Source organism: uncultured Tateyamaria sp. (genome assembly GCF_947503045.1).
GTDB lineage: Bacteria > Pseudomonadota > Alphaproteobacteria > Rhodobacterales > Rhodobacteraceae > Tateyamaria.
In genome coordinates this window covers 1,249,235-1,272,543 of record NZ_CANNCF010000001.1, presented here as the reverse complement: position 1 = coordinate 1,272,543, position 23,309 = coordinate 1,249,235, and the positions used below count along the sequence as shown (strand labels likewise).

General features: G+C 62.8%; 22 protein-coding genes. 9 read left to right on the top strand and 13 right to left on the bottom strand.

Translation table 11 applies throughout. The features are described 5' to 3' along the window. Positions 1-317: 317 nt before the first annotated feature. From Q1A89_RS06425 to Q1A89_RS06375, 11 genes are all read right to left on the bottom strand, one after another. The gene (locus tag Q1A89_RS06425) at positions 318-1,601 is read right to left on the bottom strand and encodes a DUF3422 domain-containing protein (protein WP_299725065.1); all 1,284 of its coding nucleotides are present in this window, start codon (positions 1,599-1,601) and stop codon (positions 318-320) included. A gap of 306 nt (positions 1,602-1,907) precedes the next feature. Continuing rightward, the gene (locus tag Q1A89_RS06420) at positions 1,908-3,425 is read right to left on the bottom strand and encodes an NAD(P)(+) transhydrogenase (Re/Si-specific) subunit beta (RefSeq protein ID WP_299725063.1); all 1,518 of its coding nucleotides are present in this window, start codon (positions 3,423-3,425) and stop codon (positions 1,908-1,910) included. A 16-nt stretch (positions 3,426-3,441) separates the two neighbouring features. Beyond that, complete coding sequence (locus tag Q1A89_RS06415) at positions 3,442-5,022, bottom strand: Re/Si-specific NAD(P)(+) transhydrogenase subunit alpha (RefSeq protein WP_299725061.1); 1,581 nt, start codon at positions 5,020-5,022, stop codon at positions 3,442-3,444. 151 nt (positions 5,023-5,173) lie between these two features. Next, positions 5,174-5,626: an isoprenylcysteine carboxylmethyltransferase family protein gene (locus Q1A89_RS06410; protein ID WP_299725059.1), complete on the bottom strand. Its 453-nt coding sequence runs from the start codon at positions 5,624-5,626 to the stop codon at positions 5,174-5,176. 94 nt (positions 5,627-5,720) lie between these two features. Beyond that, positions 5,721-6,284, bottom strand: coding sequence for a transposase (locus tag Q1A89_RS06405; RefSeq protein WP_299725057.1), 564 nt, complete (start codon positions 6,282-6,284; stop codon positions 5,721-5,723). 52 nt (positions 6,285-6,336) lie between these two features. Further along, positions 6,337-7,116 carry a gamma-glutamyl-gamma-aminobutyrate hydrolase family protein gene (locus tag Q1A89_RS06400; RefSeq protein ID WP_299725055.1) on the bottom strand — a complete coding sequence of 260 codons (780 nt, stop codon included), beginning with the start codon at positions 7,114-7,116 and terminating at the stop codon, positions 6,337-6,339. A gap of 111 nt (positions 7,117-7,227) precedes the next feature. After that, entirely contained in the window at positions 7,228-7,653 is a 426-nt protein-coding gene (locus Q1A89_RS06395; RefSeq protein ID WP_299725053.1) for a heme-binding protein, read from the bottom strand. 116 nt (positions 7,654-7,769) lie between these two features. Further along, the gene (locus Q1A89_RS06390) at positions 7,770-9,917 is read right to left on the bottom strand and encodes a malate synthase G (protein ID WP_299725051.1); all 2,148 of its coding nucleotides are present in this window, start codon (positions 9,915-9,917) and stop codon (positions 7,770-7,772) included. Between the two features lie 146 nt (positions 9,918-10,063). Then, positions 10,064-10,213, bottom strand: coding sequence for a DUF2256 domain-containing protein (locus Q1A89_RS06385; RefSeq protein ID WP_299725049.1), 150 nt, complete (start codon positions 10,211-10,213; stop codon positions 10,064-10,066). Beyond that, on the bottom strand, positions 10,213-11,736 hold the full coding sequence (locus tag Q1A89_RS06380) for a cryptochrome/deoxyribodipyrimidine photo-lyase family protein (RefSeq protein WP_299725047.1): 1,524 nt from the start codon (positions 11,734-11,736) through the stop codon (positions 10,213-10,215). The genes Q1A89_RS06385 and Q1A89_RS06380 overlap by 1 nt, the downstream gene beginning before the upstream one ends. 45 nt (positions 11,737-11,781) lie before the next feature. Beyond that, positions 11,782-11,994: a hypothetical protein gene (locus tag Q1A89_RS06375; protein ID WP_299725045.1), complete on the bottom strand. Its 213-nt coding sequence runs from the start codon at positions 11,992-11,994 to the stop codon at positions 11,782-11,784. Between the two features lie 191 nt (positions 11,995-12,185). On the opposite strand from Q1A89_RS06375, the gene pepN reads away from it, so the two are divergent. From pepN to Q1A89_RS06350, 5 genes are all read left to right on the top strand, one after another. Next, positions 12,186-14,729 (top strand): aminopeptidase N, encoded by a 2,544-nt coding sequence (pepN, locus tag Q1A89_RS06370; RefSeq protein WP_299725043.1) that lies wholly within the window; start codon positions 12,186-12,188, stop codon positions 14,727-14,729. An 85-nt stretch (positions 14,730-14,814) separates the two neighbouring features. Beyond that, positions 14,815-15,312, top strand: coding sequence for a DUF1993 family protein (locus tag Q1A89_RS06365; RefSeq protein WP_299725041.1), 498 nt, complete (start codon positions 14,815-14,817; stop codon positions 15,310-15,312). Positions 15,313-15,335: 23 nt separating this feature from the next. Then, on the top strand, positions 15,336-16,079 hold the full coding sequence (locus tag Q1A89_RS06360) for an SDR family oxidoreductase (protein ID WP_299725039.1): 744 nt from the start codon (positions 15,336-15,338) through the stop codon (positions 16,077-16,079). A gap of 7 nt (positions 16,080-16,086) precedes the next feature. Continuing rightward, positions 16,087-16,518 (top strand): hypothetical protein, encoded by a 432-nt coding sequence (locus Q1A89_RS06355; RefSeq protein WP_299725037.1) that lies wholly within the window; start codon positions 16,087-16,089, stop codon positions 16,516-16,518. Positions 16,519-16,538: 20 nt separating this feature from the next. Continuing rightward, positions 16,539-17,405 carry an alpha/beta hydrolase gene (locus Q1A89_RS06350; protein WP_299725035.1) on the top strand — a complete coding sequence of 289 codons (867 nt, stop codon included), beginning with the start codon at positions 16,539-16,541 and terminating at the stop codon, positions 17,403-17,405. 63 nt (positions 17,406-17,468) lie between these two features. On the opposite strand, the gene Q1A89_RS06345 is transcribed toward Q1A89_RS06350, so the two are convergent. Beyond that, positions 17,469-18,206: a transglycosylase SLT domain-containing protein gene (locus tag Q1A89_RS06345; RefSeq protein ID WP_299725033.1), complete on the bottom strand. Its 738-nt coding sequence runs from the start codon at positions 18,204-18,206 to the stop codon at positions 17,469-17,471. A gap of 227 nt (positions 18,207-18,433) precedes the next feature. Here Q1A89_RS06345 and Q1A89_RS06340 point away from each other — a divergent pair, with 227 nt between their 5' ends. From Q1A89_RS06340 to Q1A89_RS06330, 3 genes are all read left to right on the top strand, one after another. After that, positions 18,434-19,729 (top strand): hypothetical protein, encoded by a 1,296-nt coding sequence (locus tag Q1A89_RS06340; RefSeq protein WP_299725031.1) that lies wholly within the window; start codon positions 18,434-18,436, stop codon positions 19,727-19,729. A gap of 123 nt (positions 19,730-19,852) precedes the next feature. Then, positions 19,853-20,626 carry a hypothetical protein gene (locus Q1A89_RS06335; RefSeq protein ID WP_299725029.1) on the top strand — a complete coding sequence of 258 codons (774 nt, stop codon included), beginning with the start codon at positions 19,853-19,855 and terminating at the stop codon, positions 20,624-20,626. A 15-nt stretch (positions 20,627-20,641) separates the two neighbouring features. Next, positions 20,642-21,109, top strand: coding sequence for a hypothetical protein (locus Q1A89_RS06330; RefSeq protein WP_299725027.1), 468 nt, complete (start codon positions 20,642-20,644; stop codon positions 21,107-21,109). Positions 21,110-21,116: 7 nt separating this feature from the next. Here Q1A89_RS06330 and Q1A89_RS06325 read toward each other — a convergent pair whose 3' ends face one another. Then, positions 21,117-21,599, bottom strand: a complete 483-nt coding sequence (locus Q1A89_RS06325; protein ID WP_299725025.1) for a hypothetical protein — start codon at positions 21,597-21,599, stop codon at positions 21,117-21,119. A 122-nt stretch (positions 21,600-21,721) separates the two neighbouring features. Here Q1A89_RS06325 and gatB point away from each other — a divergent pair, with 122 nt between their 5' ends. After that, positions 21,722-23,245, top strand: coding sequence for an Asp-tRNA(Asn)/Glu-tRNA(Gln) amidotransferase subunit GatB (gatB, locus tag Q1A89_RS06320; RefSeq protein WP_299725023.1), 1,524 nt, complete (start codon positions 21,722-21,724; stop codon positions 23,243-23,245). Positions 23,246-23,309 lie beyond the last annotated feature (64 nt).

The following is a 23,309-nucleotide window of genomic DNA, read 5'->3' as shown; positions in this document are numbered from 1 at the left end:
TGATCAAGGTGGGTCGCAACATCAATGAGTTAGGGCTGAAAACGACCCATCGCTAACTACCCAGATCGGAACCAGGCCGAAGGCGACGATCCATTGATCAGGAATTGTCTCGCCATTGGTCCGAGAGACAATGGACAATGCCGCCCGACCGGGCTGGCGATATGGCTGGTCTTGGCGCGGCATGGCAGCGAAAAGATACCCTTGATCCATAACCCGCCCGGGAATCTGCGTTTGCGCGCTACCCCGCGGACTGGCAATGGATCGGCGCGGTGGCGGTGTTATTCGCACGGTCGCCAGCGCTTAAACTAACCCCGCCCCTACTTCTCCACCGCCCGGCGCAAGCGCCGCACAGCCGCCCAGACCAGCAGCACCACAGGCACGGTGATCAGCGCCGTCAGCAGGCCCTTGGACAGGCCCGTGGGCGCCTCAAGCGGGTACAGCAGGTAGGACGCCAAAGACACCGCGTAGTAGCTGATCGCCACCACAGACAACCCCTCGACCGTGCGCTGAAGACGCAGTTGCAGGTCGGCGCGTTTGTCCACTCTTTCCAAGAGTGTCTGGTTCTGGGCCGAACGTTCGACGTCGACGCGGGTGCGCAGCAGGTTGGCGGCGCGCACGCCGCGCGCACTCATCGCATCCAGCCGGTCTTGGGCCGAGCGCACCGTGCGCATGGCGGGCTGATAGCGGCGCACCATGAACTCGCGGAAGGTCTGGCGGCCCTCATAGCGTTCTTCGCGCAAGGCCGCGATGCGCTCATTCACGATCGCCTCATAGGCCCAGGTCGCCCCGAACCGGAACGAGCTTTGGGCGGACAAGGTCTCCAACTCGGCCGAGATTTCGAGCAGCGAATGCAGCGTGTCTTCGGCCTTGGACGTTTCGACCGACATGCTTTCGACCAGTTCCGTCAGGCGGGTGTCGAGCGCGCCCAGTTGCGCGCCGAGGCCACGCACGCGGGCAAAGCCGAGCATCGACATGGATTTGTAGGTCTCGATCTCGCACAGGCGCTGGACGATGCGCCCGACGCGGCGCTCGCCGGTGCCCTTGGTCACGAACAGGGCAAAGCGCATGTGCCCGTTCTGATCAATGCGGAAGTCGCCAGCCATGATCGCCGCGTTCTCAAGCACGGAACTGGCGGCAAGGCTTTCGGGCACGAACCAGTCTCGCAGGCGGGACTGGATGTCCTTGGACGGCACGCGCGGCTCGACCCGCACGAGGATCGACGTCACCCGCTGCCCGGGCGCCTGTTCCAGCCAATCCTGCGGAAACGGATCAAAGGCGCGGGGATCGAATGGGCGCTCCTCCACCCCTTCGGAAAAGACGGTGTAGGTCACAAATTCGGTGTGCTGTTCCCATTTCAGCCAATGCCGCCCGACCTGCCCGTAATAGTGGGTGGCCCCGGGCTGGGGATGCTGCGCGCCGTGGCGATCCAGCAGTTTGTGCAGATGCTCAATATCTGCCGCCCGGTCGCGATTGGCGGCCATTTCCGGCTGTTTGAAGGCCACATAGGCCGCAGCACAAGGTGCCTGCATCGACGGAAAGGGCCGTGCGTGCAATTCGTTGGCCAACTGGTAGCGCAGCGGGTGGTCTTCTACAGGGGACATGTCTGCTCCAAGCGTGTGTGTGACAGACCTAGCCTGAACCGGGCGTGATGCCAATATTTTTTACACGCTATTTCAATGCGTTAACAGAGTACAATTGTATACCGCGCGCCGATCCCGCCCATCTGCCCCTGTTCGCGCAGGTTATGCACTTGCATTTGGGGCAGCTGTTCGACAATGCCACTGGCTTTGCCCCTTATTGGCGGCAAGGCCAAGCCGCCCAAGAAATGAAAAAGGCGGACCCATTGGCCCGCCTTAGTTTTTCCTGCATGCCCAAGCGCATTTCGCGTCGAGGGTGCCTCTGTTCCGTCAGTCGATCATCGGCAGCAGTTTGTCGATGGACGCCTTGGCATCGCCATAGAACATCCGCGTGTTGTCCTTGAAGAACAGCGGGTTCTCGATGCCGGAATAGCCTGTGCCCTGCCCGCGTTTCGAGACAAACACCTGCTTGGCCTTCCAGCATTCAAGAACCGGCATGCCTGCGATGGGCGAGTTCGGATCGTCCTGTGCGGCCGGGTTCACGATGTCGTTGGACCCAATGACGATGGCCACATCGGTGTCAGGGAAATCGTCGTTGATCTCGTCCATTTCCATCACGATGTCATAGGGCACCTTGGCCTCTGCCAAGAGCACGTTCATGTGGCCCGGCAAACGCCCGGCAACCGGGTGAATGGCAAAGCGCACTGTCTTGCCAGCCGCGCGCAGCTTACGCGTCAACTCGGCCACGCCCTGCTGGGCCTGCGCCACCGCCATGCCGTAACCGGGGATGATCACGATGCTGTCCGCCTCGTTCAGCGCCGTAGCTACACCGTCGGCCTCGATGGCGATCTGCTCGCCCTCGACCGCCATCTGCTCGCCTGCCGGGCCGCCAAAGCCGCCCAGAATAACGCTCACAAACGACCGGTTCATCGCCTTGCACATGATGTAGGACAGGATCGCACCGGACGAGCCCACAAGCGCACCCACAACGATCAATAGGTCATTGCCAAGGCTGAAGCCGATGGCCGCGGCCGCCCAGCCGGAATAGCTGTTCAGCATCGACACAACGACGGGCATGTCCGCGCCGCCAATGCCCATGATCAGGTGATAGCCAATGAAGAGACCGGCCAGCGTCAGCAGAACCAGCGCCCACGATCCAGACCCGCTGAGATACATGATCAGCAGGATCACCGACAGCGCCGCTGCGCCCGCGTTCAACAAATGCCCACCGGGCAGTTTCTTGGCGCTCGTGTCGATTTCGATCGGCAGTTTGGAGGACGATCCCGCCAGCTTGGCATAGGCGATGACCGACCCGGTAAAGGTCACGGCCCCGATCCAGATGCCCAGCACCAGTTCAACCCGCAGGATGCCGATCTCGACGCTGGATTTCTTGGCGATGAGCTGACCAAAGGCCGACAGCCCTTCGTAGATTTCTTTGGGCAGGCCGACGGCGGTGACACCGTTGTCGCCCACCGCGCCCATCACGAGGCCCTCGGCAGCGTAGATGTCAGCGATATAGTTGATCATCAGATCGGCGTTGAACCCGACAAAGACCGCCGCCAGACCCACGAGGCTGTGCATGATGGCCACCAGTTCGGGCATCTGCGTCATCTCGACCTTGGTGGCCAGTTGATAGCCCACGGCTGCGCCGCCTGCGATCAGCACAAGCGAGGCAAACCAGAGGCCAGAGCCGGGGCCGACCAGCGTCGCAAGCACGGCGATGGCCATGCCGACAATGCCGTACCAGACGGCACGTTTGGCGCTTTCCTGCCCCGAAAGGCCGCCCAGCGAGAGGATAAAGAGGATGGCTGCGACCACATAGGCCGCGATGGTGAATGCGTTTTCCATAAGTCCCTGCCCCGTCTTAAGATTTCTGGAACATGGCGAGCATGCGCCGTGTCACGAGGAAGCCGCCGAAGATGTTGACGGAGGCCATCAAAATCCCCAGACCGCCCAGTAATGTGATCAGCATGCTCGACGAGCCCACCTGGATCAGAGCGCCCAGAATGATGATCGACGAAATGGCGTTGGTCACGGCCATCAGCGGCGTGTGCAGGCTGTGGGCCACGTTCCAGATTACCTGGAAGCCGATGAAGACGCTGAGCACAAAGACGATGAAGTGCTGCATGAAGCTGGCAGGCATCCCCGGGATCAACCCGACCCCCAGCACAAGCGCGGCACCGGCGCCCAACAACGTGACCTGATTGCGGGTCTGCGCCTTGAACGCAGCCGTTTCCAGATCGCGTTTTTCGGTCGGCGTCAGTTCTTTGGGCTTGTCCTTTTTCGGGGCTGCTGCAATGGCGGCCACCTTGGGACGCGGCGGCGGAAAGGTGACCTCTTTGGCGTGGGCGATTGTCGCCCCGCGGATCACGTCATCTTCCATGTTGTGGTTGATCACGCCGTCTTTTTCCGGCGTCAGGTCCGTCATCAGGTGACGGATGTTGGTCGCATAAAGGTTCGAGGATTGCGTCGCCATGCGGCTGGGGAAGTCGGTATAGCCGATGATGGTGACGCCGTTTTCGGTGACGATTTTCTCGTCCATCACGGTTAGTTTGCAGTTGCCGCCTTTTTCCGCAGCCAGGTCAACAACAACCGAACCGGGCTTCATCGCGGCGACCATGTCTTCGGTCCAGAGCTCCGGTGCTTCGCGGTTGGGGATCAGGGCCGTGGTGATGACGATATCGACCTCGGGGGCCAGTTCGCGGAACTTGGCCAGTTGCGCCTCGCGGAATTCCGGGCTGGATACAGAGGCATAGCCGCCCGTGGCCGCGCCGTCGGTCTGTTCCTCTTCAAAGTCGAGATAGACGAATTCGGCGCCCATGGATTCGACCTGCTCGGCCACTTCGGGGCGCACGTCAAAGGCGTATGTGATCGCGCCCAGCGACGTGGACGTCCCGATGGCGGCAAGGCCCGCAACGCCCGCACCCACAACCAGCACCTTGGCCGGTGGCACCTTGCCCGCAGCGGTGATCTGACCGGTAAAAAAGCGGCCAAAATTGTTGCCTGCCTCGATCACGGCACGGTAGCCCGCGATATTCGCCATCGAGGACAGCGCATCCATCTTCTGGGCGCGGCTGATGCGCGGGATCATCTCCATCGCGACAACGGTGGCGCCCTTTTCGGCGGCGGCGGCCATCTTCTTTTCGTCCGCAACGGGGCTGAAGAAGGAAATCAGCGTCTGCCCTTCGCGCAGGCGTTTCATCTCGGTGGCGTCGGGTGCGCGCATCTTGGCCACCACATCAGCCGCCTTCCAAAGGGCTGCCGCCGTCTTGACCACCTCGACGCCCACATCCTTGTAGGTCGCATCGGAAAACCCGGCCTCGAGCCCTGCGCCCGTTTCGATCAGGCAGGTGTGACCCAGCTTTTGCAAGGCCGTGGCACTTTCGGGGGTCATCGCGACCCGGCGCTCTCCGGCAAAGGTTTCTTTTGGTGTTCCGATCTTCATACGGAGCGCTCCTTTGGCAGTCGTGGCAGACATCACGCGGCTTGTGGCCGCACGGACAGAGTGGCGCGCGCCACTTGCCGGTCCAATTAACGTTACCGGTACCGAGATACAAGCAGGGCCGCGCAGAGGCTTCGGTCATAATCGCAAGGATTTACACCCAGCGGCGTACTTTTCTTTCGTAGGCCGCAAATTCGGCCCGAAAGACCCGACGCATCCGATTCTCTTCGGGCAGGATGAAATGCCGCTCGATCCACCAGACAAAGAGCGGGACAAGCACCAGCGACAGCACAGCGTCAAAGCGCAGGATCAGCCCCGTCAGGATCAACGCATCCCCAAGGTAGATCGGGTTCCGGCTGCGGGCAAAGATGCCGGTGGTGATCAGGTGCGCAGGCGTCTGGTGCGGGATGATCGTGGTGCGGGCGCGTCGAAACGCCAGCGCGGCGGCGATGATCAGGATCACCCCTGCCCCGATCAGCATCCCGGCCAGCGCGTCGGTGACTGCCCCGTCCAACGACAGGCCCATGGGAAACAGCCGCGCCTGCCACCACGCGGCAATGATCGCCAGCGCCAGCCAGACCGGGGGAATATCTATCAGGTCTTTCATGCTCTGCCTCGGAACGGGTGCAATGATCGCAGGGTTGCAGGATCGCCCGTTCAGAGCAAGTGGCAGCCCGCACCGGGCGCAGGACACCTGCGCCTTACTGCGCCGCTGCCTCGTAAGGCGCACGCATCGTGCGCCCGGTTAGCGTCGGGCGATAGGCGACGCCCACCCGCCCGTTCGGCACATAGGTGCCGCGCGCAATGGCGCGGTGGATCGAGGAATGCGGCCACTGCTCGGGGCGGTTGACCAGCCCCGCCTGCACTGGCGCCGTCAGGATCATGTGGCGATGGGCCGCCAGATCGTCGCGATCCCGGATCACGTGTTCCCAGAACCGGCGCTGCCACAGCCCCTTTTCCCCTGAACGGAGCCGTTGCGTGCCGACATCGGCAGGCGCAGGAACGCTACGGGAAAAGACGCTTTTGAGCATGCGGATGCGGCGGGAAAAGTCTGCGTCGCCCTCCGGCAGGGTCCAGAGGGTGTGGATCACGTCCCCCAGCACTACGATTTCGTCGATCGTGAAAGGACAGGCGGCGCGGGTCTTGCGGGTGGCCTGTCGCAACGCCTCGATCTCACGCACGAACAGGTCATCGCCGCGCCGCGCGGCGCGCAGGGTAATGAAATAGGTGCAACCGGGGCGGGCAAAGGGGGCAGAGCGTGGCATGGACCAACGCTAGCCGCAGCTTGGTTAATTCAGCGTTAAATGGAGGCGGCGCTCAGGCGCTGCGCAGCATCGGTCGCGCGCGACGGCCATCCGCCCAGTCGCGACAGGCGGCGCCAAAGGCCTCAAACAGCGGGCGCGAGACCGGATCGGCCTTGGCGTTCCATTCGGGGTGCCATTGCACCGACAGGGTAAAGCCGGGCGCGCCGTCGATATAGACCGCTTCGGCCGTGCCGTCAGGTGCATGGCCATCCACCACAACACGCGGGCCCGGGGTCTTGATCCCCTGCCCGTGCAGCGTATTGGTCAGCACGGATCTCGCACCCATCAACTGGTGAAACACACCACCTTCGGAGAACTCTACATTGTGGCGCAGGGCGAATTTCTCTTCCAGCGTGCCATCGGGGGGCATGCGGTGGTTGTCGCGGCCCGGCAGGTCGCGGATTTCGGGGTACAGCGTGCCGCCCATCGCCACGTTCACCTCCTGAAAGCCGCGACAAATGCCCAGCAGCGGCTGGCCCCGTTCGACAAGCGCACGGATCAGGGGCAGCGTTATACGGTCCCGGTTGCGATCAAAGGCACCGTGGGCGGGGGTTTCTTCCTCGCCATATTCTTCGGGATGCACATTGGCGCGCCCACCGGTGAACACAAAGCCCGCGCAGCTTTCCAGCAGATCGCTCAGGCGCACATTGACCGGATCGGCAGGCACCAGCAGCGGCAAACCCTCGGCGACATCTGCAACAGCCGAGATGTTGATCTCGCCTGCGGCCTGCACCACGTATTCATCGTTGATCGTGTGCTGGTTGCTGATGATACCGATAATCGGGCGGGCCATTGCGTCCTCATAAGTCGTTCACATGGCTGCCTTATAGCGGCCATGTGTGATCAAGCCTAGTAGCGTCCCGCGCGCAGAACACTGTGCGCAAAGCCGCAGTTCGGGCCGTGCCTAAATTTCCGCCACAAGGCCTGCGGCCTCGACACCCGCTTGTGCGGCGATGGCGTCATTGTCCGACGTATCACCTGTGACCCCAAGGGCCCCGATCACAGCGCCCGAACTATCGCGGATCAGAACGCCCCCGGGCACCGGCACCACCTGCCCACCGAACACACCGTTCACGGCCCCCATGAAATAGGCCTGCGCCTCGGCCCGCGCCATTTGCGCCGTACCTGCCATGCCCAGCATGACCGCCCCGTAGGCCTTGCCATGCGCGATGGCAAAACGCCCCGGCGCTGCGCCATCCTCGCGCTCGAATGCCTGCACATTGCCACCCGCATCCAGCACCACAACCGACAGCGGCTTCAGCCCCATCTCGTGACCCTGTTCGAGCGTGGCGGCAATCATCGTGCGCGCCTGATCCAGTGAAATTCCCATGTGTTCTCCTTGTCGGAACTGTGCGGCTTGCGCCCGTCCCTTCTCTGTTTTCAATAAATCCTCGGGGGAGCGCGAGGGGGCAGACAGCCCCCTCGTTCCCGCCCTCAATCCGACCCTCAGGCCGCCTTGTGCTCGAGCCGGCGGGCATGCAGCACAGGCTCGGTGTAGCCCGAGGGTTGCACGCGACCCAAAATCACCAGATCGCAGGCCGCCTGAAAGGCGATCCCGTCAAAGCCCGGCGCCATCGGCACATAGGCCGGGTCGGACGCGTTCTGGCGATCCACCACCTCGGCCATCTTTTTCAGCGCGGCCATCACCTGATCCTCGCTGACCACGCCGTGATGCAGCCAGTTCGCCATGGCTTGCGCCGAAATGCGGCAGGTGGCGCGATCTTCCATCAGGGCGATATCGTTGATGTCGGGCACTTTCGAGCAGCCGACCCCCTGATCGACCCAGCGCACCACATATCCCAGAATGCCTTGCGCGTTGTTTTCCAGCTCGCGGTTGATTTCGGCGTCGGAAAAGTTGCGGCCCACGGCGACCGGGATGGTCAGCAGATCGGCGAGTTTGCCACGCGCACCACCTGCCTTGATGGCATCCTGACGGGCGAGCACGTCCACCTTGTGATAGTGGGTGGCGTGCAACGTAGCGGCCGTCGGCGAGGGCACCCAGGCGCAGGTGGCACCGGATTGTGGATGGCCGATCTTGGCCTCCAGCATCTCGGCCATGAGGTCGGGCATCGCCCACATCCCCTTGCCGATCTGCGCGCGCCCCTTGAGGCCACAGGCCAGACCAATATCCACGTTGCGATCCTCATAAGCCGAGATCCACGCCGCCCCTTTCATCTCGCCCTTGGGCACCATGGGTCCGGCCTCCATCGAGGTGTGGATTTCATCGCCCGTGCGATCAAGGAAGCCTGTGTTGATGAACGCCACACGTGATTTTGCGGCCCGGATGCACTCCTTGAGATTGGCGGACGTGCGGCGCTCCTCGTCCATGATGCCCAGCTTGACCGTATTGGCCGGCAGGCCCAGCACCTTTTCGACGCGAGTGAAAATCTCGTCCGAGAACGCGACTTCGGCAGGCCCGTGCATCTTGGGTTTGACCACGTAGACGGAACCCGTGACCGAATTGCGCAGGCCCTCGGACTTTTTGAGATCATGCATGGCGATCAGCGTAGTGACCATCGCATCCATCAGCCCTTCGCCGATTTCGAGGCCGTCGCGGTCCAGAATGGAGGGGTTCGTCATCAGGTGGCCGACATTGCGCACCAGCATCAGGCTGCGACCCTTCACAACGACATCGGCCCCGTCCTGACCGCGAAAACGCTTGTCCGCATTCATGCGTCGCGTGATGGTCTGGCCGCCCTTGTCAAAGCTCTCGGTCAGATCGCCCTTCATCAGACCCAGCCAGTTGGAATAGGCCTGCATCTTGTCTTCTGCATCCACGGCCGCAACGGAATCTTCACAGTCCATGATCGTGGACAAGGCGGATTCCAGAATGACGTCAGACATGCCAGCGGGGTCACTTTCGCCGATGACACTGCTTTTGTCCAGCTTAACAATGACGTGCAACCCATTATGACAGAACAGAATTTCGGCACCGTCCTGAGCAATTCCAGCAAATTGTGCCGGTGCTTTCAAACGGACCTCACCCTGCGCCGTCATAATGGCCAATCCGCCGGCATCATGATCGATCCCTGTCACGTCCGCCCATGTCGCGCCATCCAGCGGCACCGCCTCATCCAGAAACCCTTTGGCCCAGGCGATCACCCGCGCGCCGCGCTCTGCGTCATAGCCCTTACCACTTGGCAGATCGCCCAGCGCGTCGGTGCCATAAAGTGCGTCGTAAAGGCTGCCCCAGCGGGCATTGGCAGCGTTCAGGGCAAAGCGGGCATTGGTGATCGGCACCACCAGTTGCGCGCCGGGGGTGGAGGCGATCTCGGGGTCGACATTGGCCGTGTCGATCTCAAAATCGGGGCCTTCGGGCACAAGATAACCGATCTCTGTCAAAAAGGCCGTGTAGGCCGCGGCATCATGCGGTGCGGCGCGGTTGGTCACGTGCCAAGCGTCGATCTTGGCCTGAATGTCCGCCCGCTCTGCCAGAAGGGCGCGGTTTTTCGGGCCCAGATCGTGAACCAGCGCCGACAACCCGGCCCAAAAGTCAGCCGTGGCCACGCCCGTGCCCGGCAGGGCCTGCGTTTCGATAAATCCGGCCAGCGTGTCCGCCACGCGCAATTCTGCCCGTTCCACATATGTCGCCATTGCATGCTCTCCTGCCATTGATCTGCGAGTCGCGGTCAGGATTAGAGAAAAAGTTTCCTATCGTAAACATCATTGGTCAGATAATTTGACCAAAACTGCGTGAGCGGTCGTGATTGCCCCGTAAGGCGGATCCTGATCCGCCCTTTTCAACTGCGGCGCGCGGCGCGACGACACCTGTCAGAGCAGTATTTGACCTCGTCCCAGACCTTCTCCCATTTCTTGCGCCAACTGAACGGGCGGGCGCAGACCGGGCAGGTCTTTTGCGGCAGCTCGGATGTCTTGCGCATGCGCCCCATCAGAAATCGAATCCCATCTGGCGATTGTCGCGGGCGGGGGACACCCCCGCCTTACGTTTGGGCGCGCGGTCATTGACGAAATGGCCCGCACTGTCCTTGCGGCTGGCGTGTTTGTCGATCACCCGGACAGCTTCTGCCCGAAACGCATTGCCCCGGCGCACGGCCCAGACCCGTTCGCGCGCAACACGCGCTGCCTCGGCCACATCGGCAATCGGTTCGGGATAGGCGCGTCCCAGAAGGGTCCCCGCCCCGTCCCATGTCCACGGGTTTTGCAGGTGCGCATCCGGCACTTCGGCCAATTCCGGGCACCAGCGGCGGGTAAAGGCCCCGGTCGGGTCCTGATCGCGCCCCTGCTTGACCGGGTTGTAGATGCGCACCGTGTTCATCCCCGTCGTGCCCGACTGCATCTGCACCTGCGGCCAGTGAATGCCCGGCTCGAAATCGGTGAACTGGCGCGCCAGATGCAAGCCAGTGACCCGCCAATCGAGCCAGAGGTGATAGGAGGCCACGGCCATCAGCATCGAACGCATGCGGAAATTCATCCAGCCTGTGGCCGCGAGGTAGCGCATACAGGCATCGACAAAGGGCATGCCGGTTTCGCCCTTTTCCCATGCGGCCAGTCGCGCAGCGTCCGGAATCTTTGGGCGCAGCCCTTCATAAGCGGAATGCAGGCAGCGGTGCTCCAGCGCCGGTTCATCCTCGAGCTTTTGCATGAAGTGATCGCGCCAAGCGAGCCGCGCCTGAAAGGATTTGAGTGATCCGCCCCATCCTGCCCGCGTGCCTTGCACCTCGCGTTGACGCTCCGCTGTGGCCTGCGCAACCTCGCGCCCCGAGAGACACCCAAAGGCAAGGTATGGGGACAGGCGCGAACAGGCACCCTCTCCGGTCACGGGCGAAGACATGTCGCGCCGATAGGTCTGTCCGCGCTGCATCAGAAAGCTGTCGAGCAGGGTCAGACCGTTGTCACGCCCACCCGCCTGACGGTCGGGGCAATGGTCTGGAGCTGTGAGGTCCGGCACGGCGTCATTGTCCAACGCTGGCCCACTGATCCGCTCGGGCGTGGCCTCCTGCCCGGCGCGCAGAAAGGCGTTGCGCCGTTTGGCCCATCCATCCCGCCCGTTCAGACGGCGCACGACGCCCGATTGCGCCAGTTCTTCCCAGCGCACCGCATTGGCCGCACACCACGTCGCCACGTCCTTGTCGCGGGCATAGGTCCAGCCGCTGCCAGTCTCTTCATGGCTGATCAGGGCGTCAAAAGGAACCTGCGTGCGGATATCTGCCAGCACATCCACAACCCGCCCGACTCGGATCACCAGCGGTGCGCCCAACGCGGCGCAAGCGGCGGCCAGCGCCTCCACGCTTTCGCGTACAAAGGCAAACTGGCGACCAGAAACGTCCGGTTGCGTCCAATAGTCCGGTTCGAACACGAAAAGCGGGATCACATCACCATAGGCGGCAGCGCGGGCAAGGGCCGGATGGTCCTCAACCCGCAAATCCCGCTTGAACCACATCACCGATGTCATGGCCGTTGGTCCCTGCTGATGGTGTGGCGCGCCAAACTCACTGGGTTACTGCGAGATCATCGGCATCGCTTCGTTCTGCGGCTCGCCGCTCGACGCCTCGTCAATGCCCGGTCCCGCCCCAAAGGCGACCAGCCCGGCGATCACCACGACGGTCGAGACAACCGCAATCCCGATCCCCAGCAGTGCGGGGCGATGGCGGCGGGTCTGCTTTTCAACACTGATGTCGGTCGATGACATGACATATCCTTTCTGTTTCATCTGCGATGCCGGGTGCGGACCCCAACGCGTTAGCGCAAGGGTGGCGCGCGACCTTTCGCTTTCAAGTCGGACCAACACGCGGGCACCCGCCCGCGTTCCCGCGCGCTTCACCTTGAAGCCCGCGCAGCCGCGCACTACCGTCGCCCCGAGACACCGGTATCCTCCAATTCCCAAAAAGAGTGATCGACCCCATGCGCGACGCGGCCCCCCAGACGATCTACCTCAAAGACTACACGCCGTTCGGCTTTGTCGTGCAGGAGGTCCACCTGACCTTTGATCTGGCCCCGTCCGCGACGCGGGTGACCTCGCGCATCCGTTTTGCGCCCAATCCGGACGCCACGGACCGCACCTTTTTCCTGCACGGCGAGGCGTTGAACCTGATTTCGGCCAAGATCGACGGCGAGGTGGTCAAACCCAGCGTGACCGATCAGGGGCTGACCTGTGATGTGCCCAATGTGGGATTTACATGGGAATGCGAAGTGCAGATCGATCCTGCGGCGAATACCGCGCTTGAGGGCCTGTATCTCTCCAACGGCATGTACTGCACCCAATGCGAGGCCGAAGGGTTTCGCAAGATCACCTTTTATCCCGACCGCCCCGATGTGATGAGCACATTCACCGTGCGCATAAACGGCCCCCACGGCACGCTCTTGTCCAATGGCAATCCGGTGTCTTCAGGCAAGGGCTGGGCCGAATGGCATGACCCGTGGCCCAAGCCCGCCTATTTGTTTGCGCTGGTGGCGGGGGAACTTGTTGCCCATCGCGACAGCTTTACCACGAAGGAAGGGCGCAAAGTCGATCTTGCCCTTTATGTGCGTCCCGGGGACGAGGGCAAATGCGCCTTTGGCATGCAGGCCCTGAAGGATTCGATGAAATGGGACGAAGAGGTCTATGGCCGCGCTTATGATCTGGATGTGTTCAACATCGTCGCCGTTGACGATTTCAATATGGGCGCGATGGAGAACAAGGGCCTCAACATCTTCAACGCCTCAGCCGTGCTCGCCAGCTCCGAAACCAGCACCGACATGAATTTCGAACGGATCGAGGCGATCATCGCCCATGAATATTTCCACAACTGGACGGGCAATCGGATCACCTGCCGCGACTGGTTTCAGCTCTGCCTCAAGGAAGGGCTGACCGTGTTCCGCGACAGCCAGTTCACGGCCGACATGCGCTCTGCCCCGGTCAAGCGGATCGGCGACGTGATCGACCTGCGTGGCCGCCAGTTCCCCGAGGATCAGGGCCCGCTTGCCCACCCTGTCCGGCCTGACAGCTTTCAGGAGATCAACAACTTTTACACCGCCACCGTCTATGAAAAGGGCGCCGAGGTCATCGCGATGCTCAAGACGCTGGTGGGGGATGACGCCTATGGGCGCGCGCTTGATCTTTATTTTGACCGCCACGATGGGCAGGCCTGCACGATCGAGGACTGGCTGAAGGTGTTTGAGGATGCAACGGGCCGCGATCTGTCGCAGTTCAAACGCTGGTACACGCAAGCCGGCACGCCACAGGTCAGCGCCACGGGACGGTTCGCAGGCGATACTTATACGCTGGAATTCACCCAGACCACGCCGCCCTCGGCCACCACACCCGACCCGCAACCCCTGGTGATCCCGATTGCAGTGGGCCTGCTTGGCCCAAACGGGAACGAGGTGATGCCGACGCAAGTGCTGGAACTGACCGAGGCGAGCCAGACATTCTCCTTTCCCGGCCTAGCAGCCCAGCCAGTGCCCTCGATCCTGCGCGGATTTTCCGCGCCCGTGGTGCTGGACCACGCCGCCGATCACGCCTTTCTGCTGGCCCATGACACCGACCCGTTCAACCGGTGGGAGGCCGGGCGCAGCCTTGCCCGCGCCTCGCTGATGGCCACCATTCTGGACGGCGCCGCCCCGGACCCGGCATGGGTCACCGGCGTGGCCAAGGTGCTTGCGGATGACCACCTTGATCCCGCCTATCGCGCGTTGATGGTGAACCTGCCCGGCCAGTCCGAACTGGCCGCTGACATCCACCGCAAAAGCCACATCCCCGATCCGGATGCGATCTGGGTGGCGGTCAACACGCTGAAACAGGCGCTGTCCGATCACATTCGCGACGATCTGGCGGGGCTCTATGCGGCCTACCAGGTGAGCGAGGCGTTCCAGCCCAATGCCGCACAGGCGGGCCGACGTGCGCTTGGCAACACGATCCTCGGTCTGCTGACCCGGCAGGATGGCGGCGATCAGGCGCAGGCCCAATATGATGCTGCGGACAACATGACCCAGCAACTTGCCGCCCTTGCCAACCTGATCCGTGCCGGGCGCGGTGATGCCGCGCTGGCCCGGTTCGAGGCGCAGTGGAAGGACGACCGCCTCGTGATGGACAAATGGTTCGGCCTGCAGGTGATCGAGGCCAAGCCCGATGACGCCGCCGACACCGCCTCGGCCCTGACCAAACATGCCGATTTCAACTGGAAAAATCCCAACCGCTTCCGCGCGACGCTGGGGGCGCTGTCGATGCATCACGCAGGGTTCCACGCCAAGGACGGCTCGGGCTACAGCCTGCTGGCCAACTGGCTGATCCAGCTTGACCCGGTGAACCCGCAGACCACCGCGCGGATGTGTTCGGCCTTTCAGACATGGCGGCGCTATGATGCGATCCGCCAGTCGATGATCAGCAAGGAACTTGATCGCATCGCCGCAACCCCGGACCTCAGCCGGGACACCACCGAAATGATCACCCGCATCCGCGAGGCCTGACCCGCGCCCGATCCGGGCATCATTTCACCAGACAAACCGCATCGGAGCATAAGCCCCTGCTCCGACACTCGCCAAAGGCCGCACCATGGACCTCTATGACGCCACCGTCCCGCCCCTGAAACGGCTCTCCAAGGCCGTTCCGCGCCTGATCGACCGGCTTGAGGATGCAGGACCCCTCTCTGCCCGGCTGGCCAAGGACGGGTTCACGGGGGGCGAACATTTCTGCTGCGCGCTTGGCTTTGTGGCGCGCACGGTGCTGCCGCTGCTCGGGCGGGATGTGCCTGAACTGCCCTTTGACAATGATGCCGGGCTGATCGTGGCACTGGCTGAGGACATGACATTCATGCTCGACACCATATCCCGGCACGATTTCGACGATGCCGTCCACCGCGAGATCACCCATATCGCGGGCGAGGCAACGCTGACCCAGAACGGCCAGGACTATGCCCTGCTGTTCGGCCTGCCCAATGCACAGTTCCACCTGACCCTTGGCTACGCGACTCTGCGTGCAGCCGGTGCGCAGGTGGGCAAAGCGGATCTGGACGGCTATCACATCTACACCACCCCCCAAACACATCACTAAGCGACAAAAGAAGGCCCGCCCACATGACCCAACGCCCCATTTGCCTGATCACAGGTGCCTCTGCCGGAATCGGCGCCGCCTGCGCACGCCTGTCTGCGGGCAGTTACGACTTTGTCCTGAACTATCGCAGCAACACCGCCGCCGCCGAGGCGGTCAAGGTAGACCTAGAGTCGCAGGGCGCGCGGGTTGTGCTGGCCCAGGGGGACGTGGCTGAGCCCGACGATATCGCGGCGATCTACAAGGCAGTCGATGACAGCTTTGGCCGGATCGACGTGCTGATCAACAATGCAGGGATCGTGGATCAGACGGCAAAGCTGACCGACATCGACCACGCCCGCCTGACGCGGATGATGAATGTGAACGTGATCGGCGCGATGCTGATCGCGAAAGAGGCCGTGATCCGCATGCAGGCGCAAGGCACAGGGGGGGCGATCGTCAACATCTCGTCCGCCGCCGCACGTCTGGGGTCAGGCAATCAATATGTCGACTACGCCGCCTCCAAGGCCGCCATCGACTGTTTCACCAAGGGGCTGTCGGACGAGGTGGCGGGCGACAATATCCGCGTCATGTCCATCCGCCCTGGCCTGATCGACACCGAACTGCACGCCAAAGGGGGCGAGCCCGGGCGCGCCCAGCGCCTCGCCCATATGGTCCCGATGAAGCGTGAAGGTTCCGCCGAAGAGGTTGCGCGCGCCATTCTCTGGCTGGCCTCACCCGAGGCGAGCTATGTCACGGGCTCGACTTTGGATGTGACGGGCGGGCGCTGAGGCCCGCATGACGCCTTACGCCTACGAGACCAGCGGGCGCAACCGCAAGACACTGGTGGCGGTGCTGCTGGTCTGGGCCGCGATCCTTGCGGCTGTTCTGTTTCTCGATGCCTCGCTTTGGATCGCCGGGCTGATTGGTCTGTGCACCGCCCCTGCCCTCTATGATCTGATTGCGGGGCGTCGGTCAGGGGTTGCGCTGGGTCCCGACGGGCTCAGCTGGTTTGCCGGGCGGCGGACAGGGCAGATCGCGTGGAACCAGATCAGCCACATGCGGCTCGACACGCGGCTCGATTTTTCCGTGCGTTCAAGCGCTGTGCTGGTCACCGGGCGCAAAGTGCGCCTGCCGCTGGAATGCACACCTGAATCCGAGACGTTCGAAAAAGAGCTGAGCGAGCGCGGGATCAAGGTCGAACGCCATCACTTTTCGCTGCTGGGATGAGGGTCGCGGCCCTTTTGCTCATGGCGTTCCTGATCAGCGCCTGTGCCGTGCCGGAACAGCGGGGCGGCCCTGACCCTTTGCAGTTTGACGCGACCGCCATGGAGGGAGCGAACAGTGCGGTTGTCGCCATCCCCGGCGCGCTGACCTCGATCCGGGTGCTGTTCCCGCTTGATGCGGTGGCCAGCCGCAACCGTGCCGTCGCCTATTACCGCCTGCCCGGCTATGACGGCCGGCCCGAAGAGGAATGGGTGGATATCGACCGCGCCGCCCAGCGCATCGCACGGCTGGTGCAGGAAAACGGCCTCGTGCGCATCGACCTTGTCGGACACTCGACCGGGGCCGTGATCGCGATCGAGGCGGCCAAGGTGATCCGCCAGACCAGCCCGAACACCAAAGTGCATCTGCACGCCATCTCGACCGCCTTGCCCGCGCCGCAACCGGTGCTGGCGGGGGTGCGCGGGGCTGCGGGCACGGTCGCAGCGGCGGCGCGTGCAGGCAGCCTCAAACCGCGCGTGGTCTGGCTCGAATACTACCGCAGGCTCGCCTATGGGCCGGGTGCCGAAACCGACCCGCAAGTGGCACAGGCCGCGGATGCGCTGGTGGCGGCCAATGACGACCGGATCACACTGCCCAGTCGCGGGCTTGGGCGGCGGCACACCCGCGCGCTCAGGCAATGGCGAAACAAAAACCCCGAACGGCTCAGCGGGGCGCAGCTCGACTTTTATCACGGGGCTGTCGATCCGGTCTTTCCACCCCGGATCACGGCGCGCTTTGTCGACACGCTGCCGGGCGCCAAACTGCACCTGATTGCAAAGAATGGACACCTCTTGCTGCTGACCTATCCGCAAGTCTGGGACCGGATCATTGCGGAAATCAGATCGCCCTGAGGCGCCAAAACGCACCTGCCGGAGGCGGGGGCAAAGCATCGCGTGCGCCGTCAGGCGCGCCTTTCAGTCAGAGGCCACGCGTACAGGCCGCAGGGCGGGGCGGGTCGCGGACACAGGCATGCAATAGCGTTGACGCTTGAGCCACCCGGCCATATCGGCGCGTTTGGCCCGCGCCCGCATCGGGCCCCAGTCCGCCGCCACGCCGCGCCCGCCGGGGGCATAGATTACCCCATCGCGGGGCACCGTTTCGGCCATGATGCGCACCGCACAGCTGAGATTGGCCGCCCCGTTCTTGAGCGCAGCCCCGGTGCCTACATTACACTTATACCCGCGCGCCGTCGCGGGCAGGATCTGCAGCAACCCGTACCAGCGCCCGCCGCCACCAACCGCGCGCGGCTTGTAAGTGCTTTCATATTTCGCAAGAGCCGACATGAACCCCAGCCAAAAGGCGCGGCGCTGCGCATCGGTTGCTTTTGGGTAGTGCGGGCACCACGTGTCGATATCCGCAGGGACGGTCTGAACCAGCGCGCGGCCATGGGTCTTGAGCGCACTCAGTGCGGCGCGGTTCCAGACCATGTGACCGGGCTGATGGGTCCAGCGGGTGGCGGGTACATCGCGTTCGCGCAGGCGGGGACGCACGGCCGCCAGCGCCGCATTCGGCGCGGAAGTTATTGTTTCTACGTCAGATTGTATCTCTGGGACAGGTACGGGCACAGACCCGGTCTCGGCCCGGGCACCGCCGGTCAGGATCAGGGCGCCTGCCGCCGCACAGGCCATCAAAAAGGGTCCATTCCAAAACATGGGGCGCAGTATGAGTGCGCGCCCTGTCCCCTGTCCAGAAAAGAGCGTTTTCGACCCCCTATTCGCCCGACATGGGCAACAATCCACCGATTGGGGCGGGATTGTCTCAATAGGCCGCTGAGTTGATGCAAAAGTTCATCAAAGCTGCGTGAACATGTCCATTCCGCGCCCCGATTGTGACCCAATCTGATGGCATCTCATGTGCAGTAACCAGTCGGGAAGTACACATGGCCATCGCAGAACTCATTTTTGCGCCGATCGCGCATTTTCGAGGCAAACTCAAAACACACCGGATGCAGATGGCCCATGATGGGGTGATGCAGCCTGTGCACGCCCCCAAACCCATGCCGCTGCCAGCGCCCACGCGGGCCAAAAGCGGGTTGACCATCCCCTGCCCCGACCCGACCGCCGAGGAACGCGCGCGCGATGTACATCAGGTGCGCGGCCAGAAACTGGCCCGCCTCGAGGACTGGGAAAAACTGACCGATGAAATCGCCACGGCGGACGCAAACCGGGTCAAGACGCCCGGCGGCATGCCTGTGGCCGAAATCCTGGCCTTTGGCGCGCGCAGCGATGTGGTGAGTGCGGCCGAACACGCCTTGATGAACGGGCGCCCTGCCCATGACGCCCCCCTGATGGCCGGGATCGAGGCGCTGGAACATGTGCTTTCCGAACATCCCGAAAACCCGGTGCTTGCGGCCATCGTCGCACTGGCCCATGTCGATCTGGGCTGGGCCTGGCGCGGCACGGCGTGGAAAATCGAAGTGCCCGCCCGCAATCTCGAAGCGTTTTCTGCGCATTTCGACCGCGCGGCCAGCATCCTGTCGGATTTTGACGCCGCCGCGCTCGATTCGCCTCTGATCGCAGCGGCGCACTGTGCGCTTTGCGCCGGGCGGACCGAACCAACCCGCAAAGTGGCCCGCCGGTTCGAGACGTGGATCGACCTCGACCCCAGAAATGCCCGCTGTTACCGCGCGTTTGGCGCGCAGATGCTGCCACGCTGGAACGGCAGCCATGAACAGCTCGAGCTTGAGGCGCGCCGCACCGCCGGGCGCACCCATGATATCTGGGGCGCGGGCGGATATGCTTGGACCATGTTCGACGCCATTTCCAGCGACACCACGGCCTGTGCGCAGGTCGACCTTGAATTCTTTCTGGACGGGCTGCGCGACATCCTGCGCAACAGCAACGATCAGCACACCGTGAACCTGCTGTTGGCCTATTGCGCCAACACGATGGGCGCGACCCAGACCGGCAATGACGAGGCCGACTATACCCGCGCCCAGATCGGACAGGCTGCAGACTGGATTGTGCGCGACCACTTGACCGAACTGCACCCGATGCTGTGGGCCCATGCCGCGCGCGGCTTTGACAATGCGCTGCGGGTGCGCTGCCCCGACCGCTTTGCCGCCTCGGGCCATTCGGACGCGATGCACTTCCTGCGCACCCTGTTCCGCAACGAACTGGCCGCCGGTTACGAAGTGCTGTTCACCAAACACGGCTTTGAGACGCGTGCAAGCTGACCTCTGCAATCATCTGAGCGCCGCGCCGTGCATCGACCCCGATTATCGAACAAACTGCGCTGTAAGCCGTTGCAGGTACACAAAACTCGATCTAGGGTTGAGGTCCAAGTCGGGGAATCCTGTATGCGTTTGTTTGATCTCCAGTGCGGCCTGTTTGCCCTGAGCCTCGCCACCTGTCTCGCTCCATTGGCCGCTTTGGCCCAGACGCCCATGCTGGGGCAAGCCTACCCTTCGGGCGCGATCTATCTCATGGCGCCAGACGCGGATCAGACGTCTTGGCCCGACACGTTGACACTTGTGCCGCTGAGCGAAGGGGCCACGTCCACCCCGGCCCATCTCGACCGCATTGCGCGCGGCGTGCATCCTGCGGCTGCAGAAAACGCACCTTCGGAGTCTGGGCGCTGCGGGCGCGCGGGTGAACCGATCACGACGTCCGGTCTGGACGTCTTTGACCGCGGCATGCCGGACAATTGCGACGTTCCAGATCACCTCGGCCTTTACCGCGCCGGCAGCGGCATCGCAGCAGGCGCAGTCCTGGGCTGGACCGGGGCCATTGCGGGGCCGGTGGACCTCGCGCAAGCCGGAAAACCCCGGGATATGAGCCCTGCCGAAGTGGCCGAGGTCGCCACCTATCGCGAAGACTTCCGCGCCGCCTACAGGGACGCTTTTGACACCCCGTATGATCCTGATCAAAGCCCCATCGGCGCAATCCCCACACTGGACGATGCCCGCATTCTGGCCCATGTCCCGATCGAGGGCGGCCAGCTGCGCCTGTCGGAATGGGAGCGGATCACGATCGCTCAGCATATCTACCGCCACTTCGTCGTCGACGTCATGCGGTCAGGCGAGGTCGTCGAAACCTTTCAGTTCATCCGATTTCAAGGCGTTTTAGGATAAGGAAGCAGAGTAAGTATGGGTATCAAAAGTGACGTGCAGGCAGCGATTGCGACCTTTGAGAAGGAAAATCCGAAACTCAAGGGCAAGGCCTATCTGACGTCCGGCAACCGGACCTGGCAGGATCAGCTCGACATCATCCTGCAGCCCAAACGGGCCAAGAACTACAAGAACATCAAGGCGCGCTTTCTGGCCAAGTTCAAACTCAAGGAACTGCCGAAGAAACGCGGTGATCTCGACAAGGACCAACTGGCCTGGTGGAAAAAGGCGATCCTCGCCCAGGCGGGCAAATCCCCGGGCTTTCCCCATGTGGGTGGCAAGGCGCAGGACGTGTCGGTCAAGAACCTTGGCAATGACGACAAGAAAAAGCTCTCTGCCATCATGAAAAAGGCCGGGATCAAGATCCTGTACGAACAGGTGTCGGGATCGACGTCCAATTACGGCGTGCCGATCACCAAGGCCAACGTATTCCACTGCTACAAATAAGGCTAAGCTAGCAAACCCGCCGCGCGGCCCCCGCAAGCAGCGCGCGGGAATAAAGCTTGTGTGCGCCGAGCAGGCTGTGAAACACGGGGCCCAGCGTCAGCTTGCCGTTGCGCCCACGCACCGGCACCACGACTGAGCCAAAACGCAGCACCCCTGCCCCCACCTGTAGCCACGAACAGGTGCGCCCGCTTCTGTCGGTGAGGAAAATTTCGGTCTCGCGCCGCTCAGAAACCCGCCAGACCGCAAAGCGGTCGGCCGTTCCGGCAGCGAGGGCCGCCACATCCGCATCCGTCGATGGCGCGCGCGCGGCCACGCGCAGCACCAGCCGTTCGGCGCGAAACAGCGGCTGCGTGTAAAAGGCGGTGATGTAGTTGGGCAGCGTCACGTCTGACGCGCACTCAACCTCGAAACAGTCGGTATGATGCGCCTCTTGCGCCCGGAAAGGGGCAATCAGGCTGTCGGCGGGGGCTGTTGTTTCGCGAATGTCCATGGCCCCGGCATTTTGCCTGAAATGCCGCCCCGGCCAAGAGGTGCAATCGTCGCGCCCCCTTGCAGCGCGCAAATGGCTGATCTATTCCCCGATCAGTGCTGTATTTTCGGGAAAGACGAGCGATGCTGGACCTGACCTACGAGACCCCCAAAGTCAAAACCATTGCCGGTGCCAAACATGATTGGGAACTGGTGATCGGGATGGAGGTGCACGCTCAGATCAGCTCGAATGCGAAACTGTTTTCCGGGGCCTCGACGACCTTCGGGGCGGAGCCCAATTCCAATGTCGCCTTTGTGGACGCGGCCATGCCCGGCATGTTGCCCGTGATCAACGAATTCTGCGTGGAACAAGCGGTGCGCACAGGGCTCGGCCTCAAGGCAGCGATCAACCTGACTTCGGCCTTTGACCGCAAGAATTATTTCTATCCCGACCTGCCGCAGGGCTACCAGATTTCCCAGCTCTACCACCCCATCGTGGGCGAAGGCGAAGTGCTGGTGGAAATGGGCCCCGGACCGGACCTTGGCAAAAAGCGCCTTGTGCGGATCGAACGCATTCACATGGAACAGGACGCGGGCAAGTCCATTCACGACATGGACCCGAACATGTCCTTTGTCGATCTCAACCGCACAGGCGTGGCGCTGATGGAGATTGTCTCCCGCCCCGACATCCGCGGCCCCGAAGAGGCGGCGGCCTACATCACCAAGCTGCGCCAGATCCTGCGCTATCTCGGCACCTGCGACGGCAACATGCAGAACGGCAACCTGCGTGCAGACGTGAACGTGTCGATCTGTCTGCCCGGGCAGTACGAGAAGTATCAGGAAACACAGGACTTTTCGCATCTCGGCACGCGCTGCGAGATCAAGAACATGAACTCCATGCGCTTTATCCAGCAGGCCATCGAAGTCGAGGCGCGCCGCCAGATCGGCATTGTTGAGGGCGGCGGCGAAGTGGATCAGGAAACGCGGCTGTATGATCCGGACAAGGGTGAAACCCGCTCAATGCGCTCGAAAGAGGAAGCACACGACTACCGCTATTTCCCCGATCCCGACTTGCTGCCGCTTGAGATAGAACAGGCATGGGTGGATGACATCGCCGCGTCCCTGCCCGAGCTGCCAGACGCCAAAAAGGCGCGGTTCATGGGCGATTACGGGCTGACGGATTATGACGCATCGGTGCTGACAGCAGACGTGGACACGGCTGGATATTTTGAGGCCGTGGCGACGGGCCGCGACGGCAAACAGGCGGCGAACTGGGTGATCAACGAACTCTTTGGCCGCTTGAAAAAGGACGAATGCGACATCACCGAAAGCCCGGTGTCCCCTGCGCAATTGGGCGGGATCGTGGACCTGATCGCCAAGGGTGACATCTCGGGTAAGATCGCCAAGGACCTGTTTGAAATCATTTATTCCGAAGGCGGAGACCCGGCCGAAGTGGTCGAAGCGCGCGGTATGAAGCAGGTCACAGACACCGGCGCGATCGAGGCCGCCGTGGACGAGATCATCGCCGCCAACCCCGCGCAGGTCGAAAAGGCGCGGGAAAATCCCAAGCTGGCGGGTTGGTTCGTGGGTCAGGTGATGAAGGCGACGGGGGGCAAGGCCAATCCAAAAGCGGTAAACGAGTTGGTTTCGAAGAAACTGAACTCGTAAACAGCTTTTGGATTGAGTGCGCGGCAGCGTATCCCAAAGGGATGCGCGAGAGCGGCACCCGGTT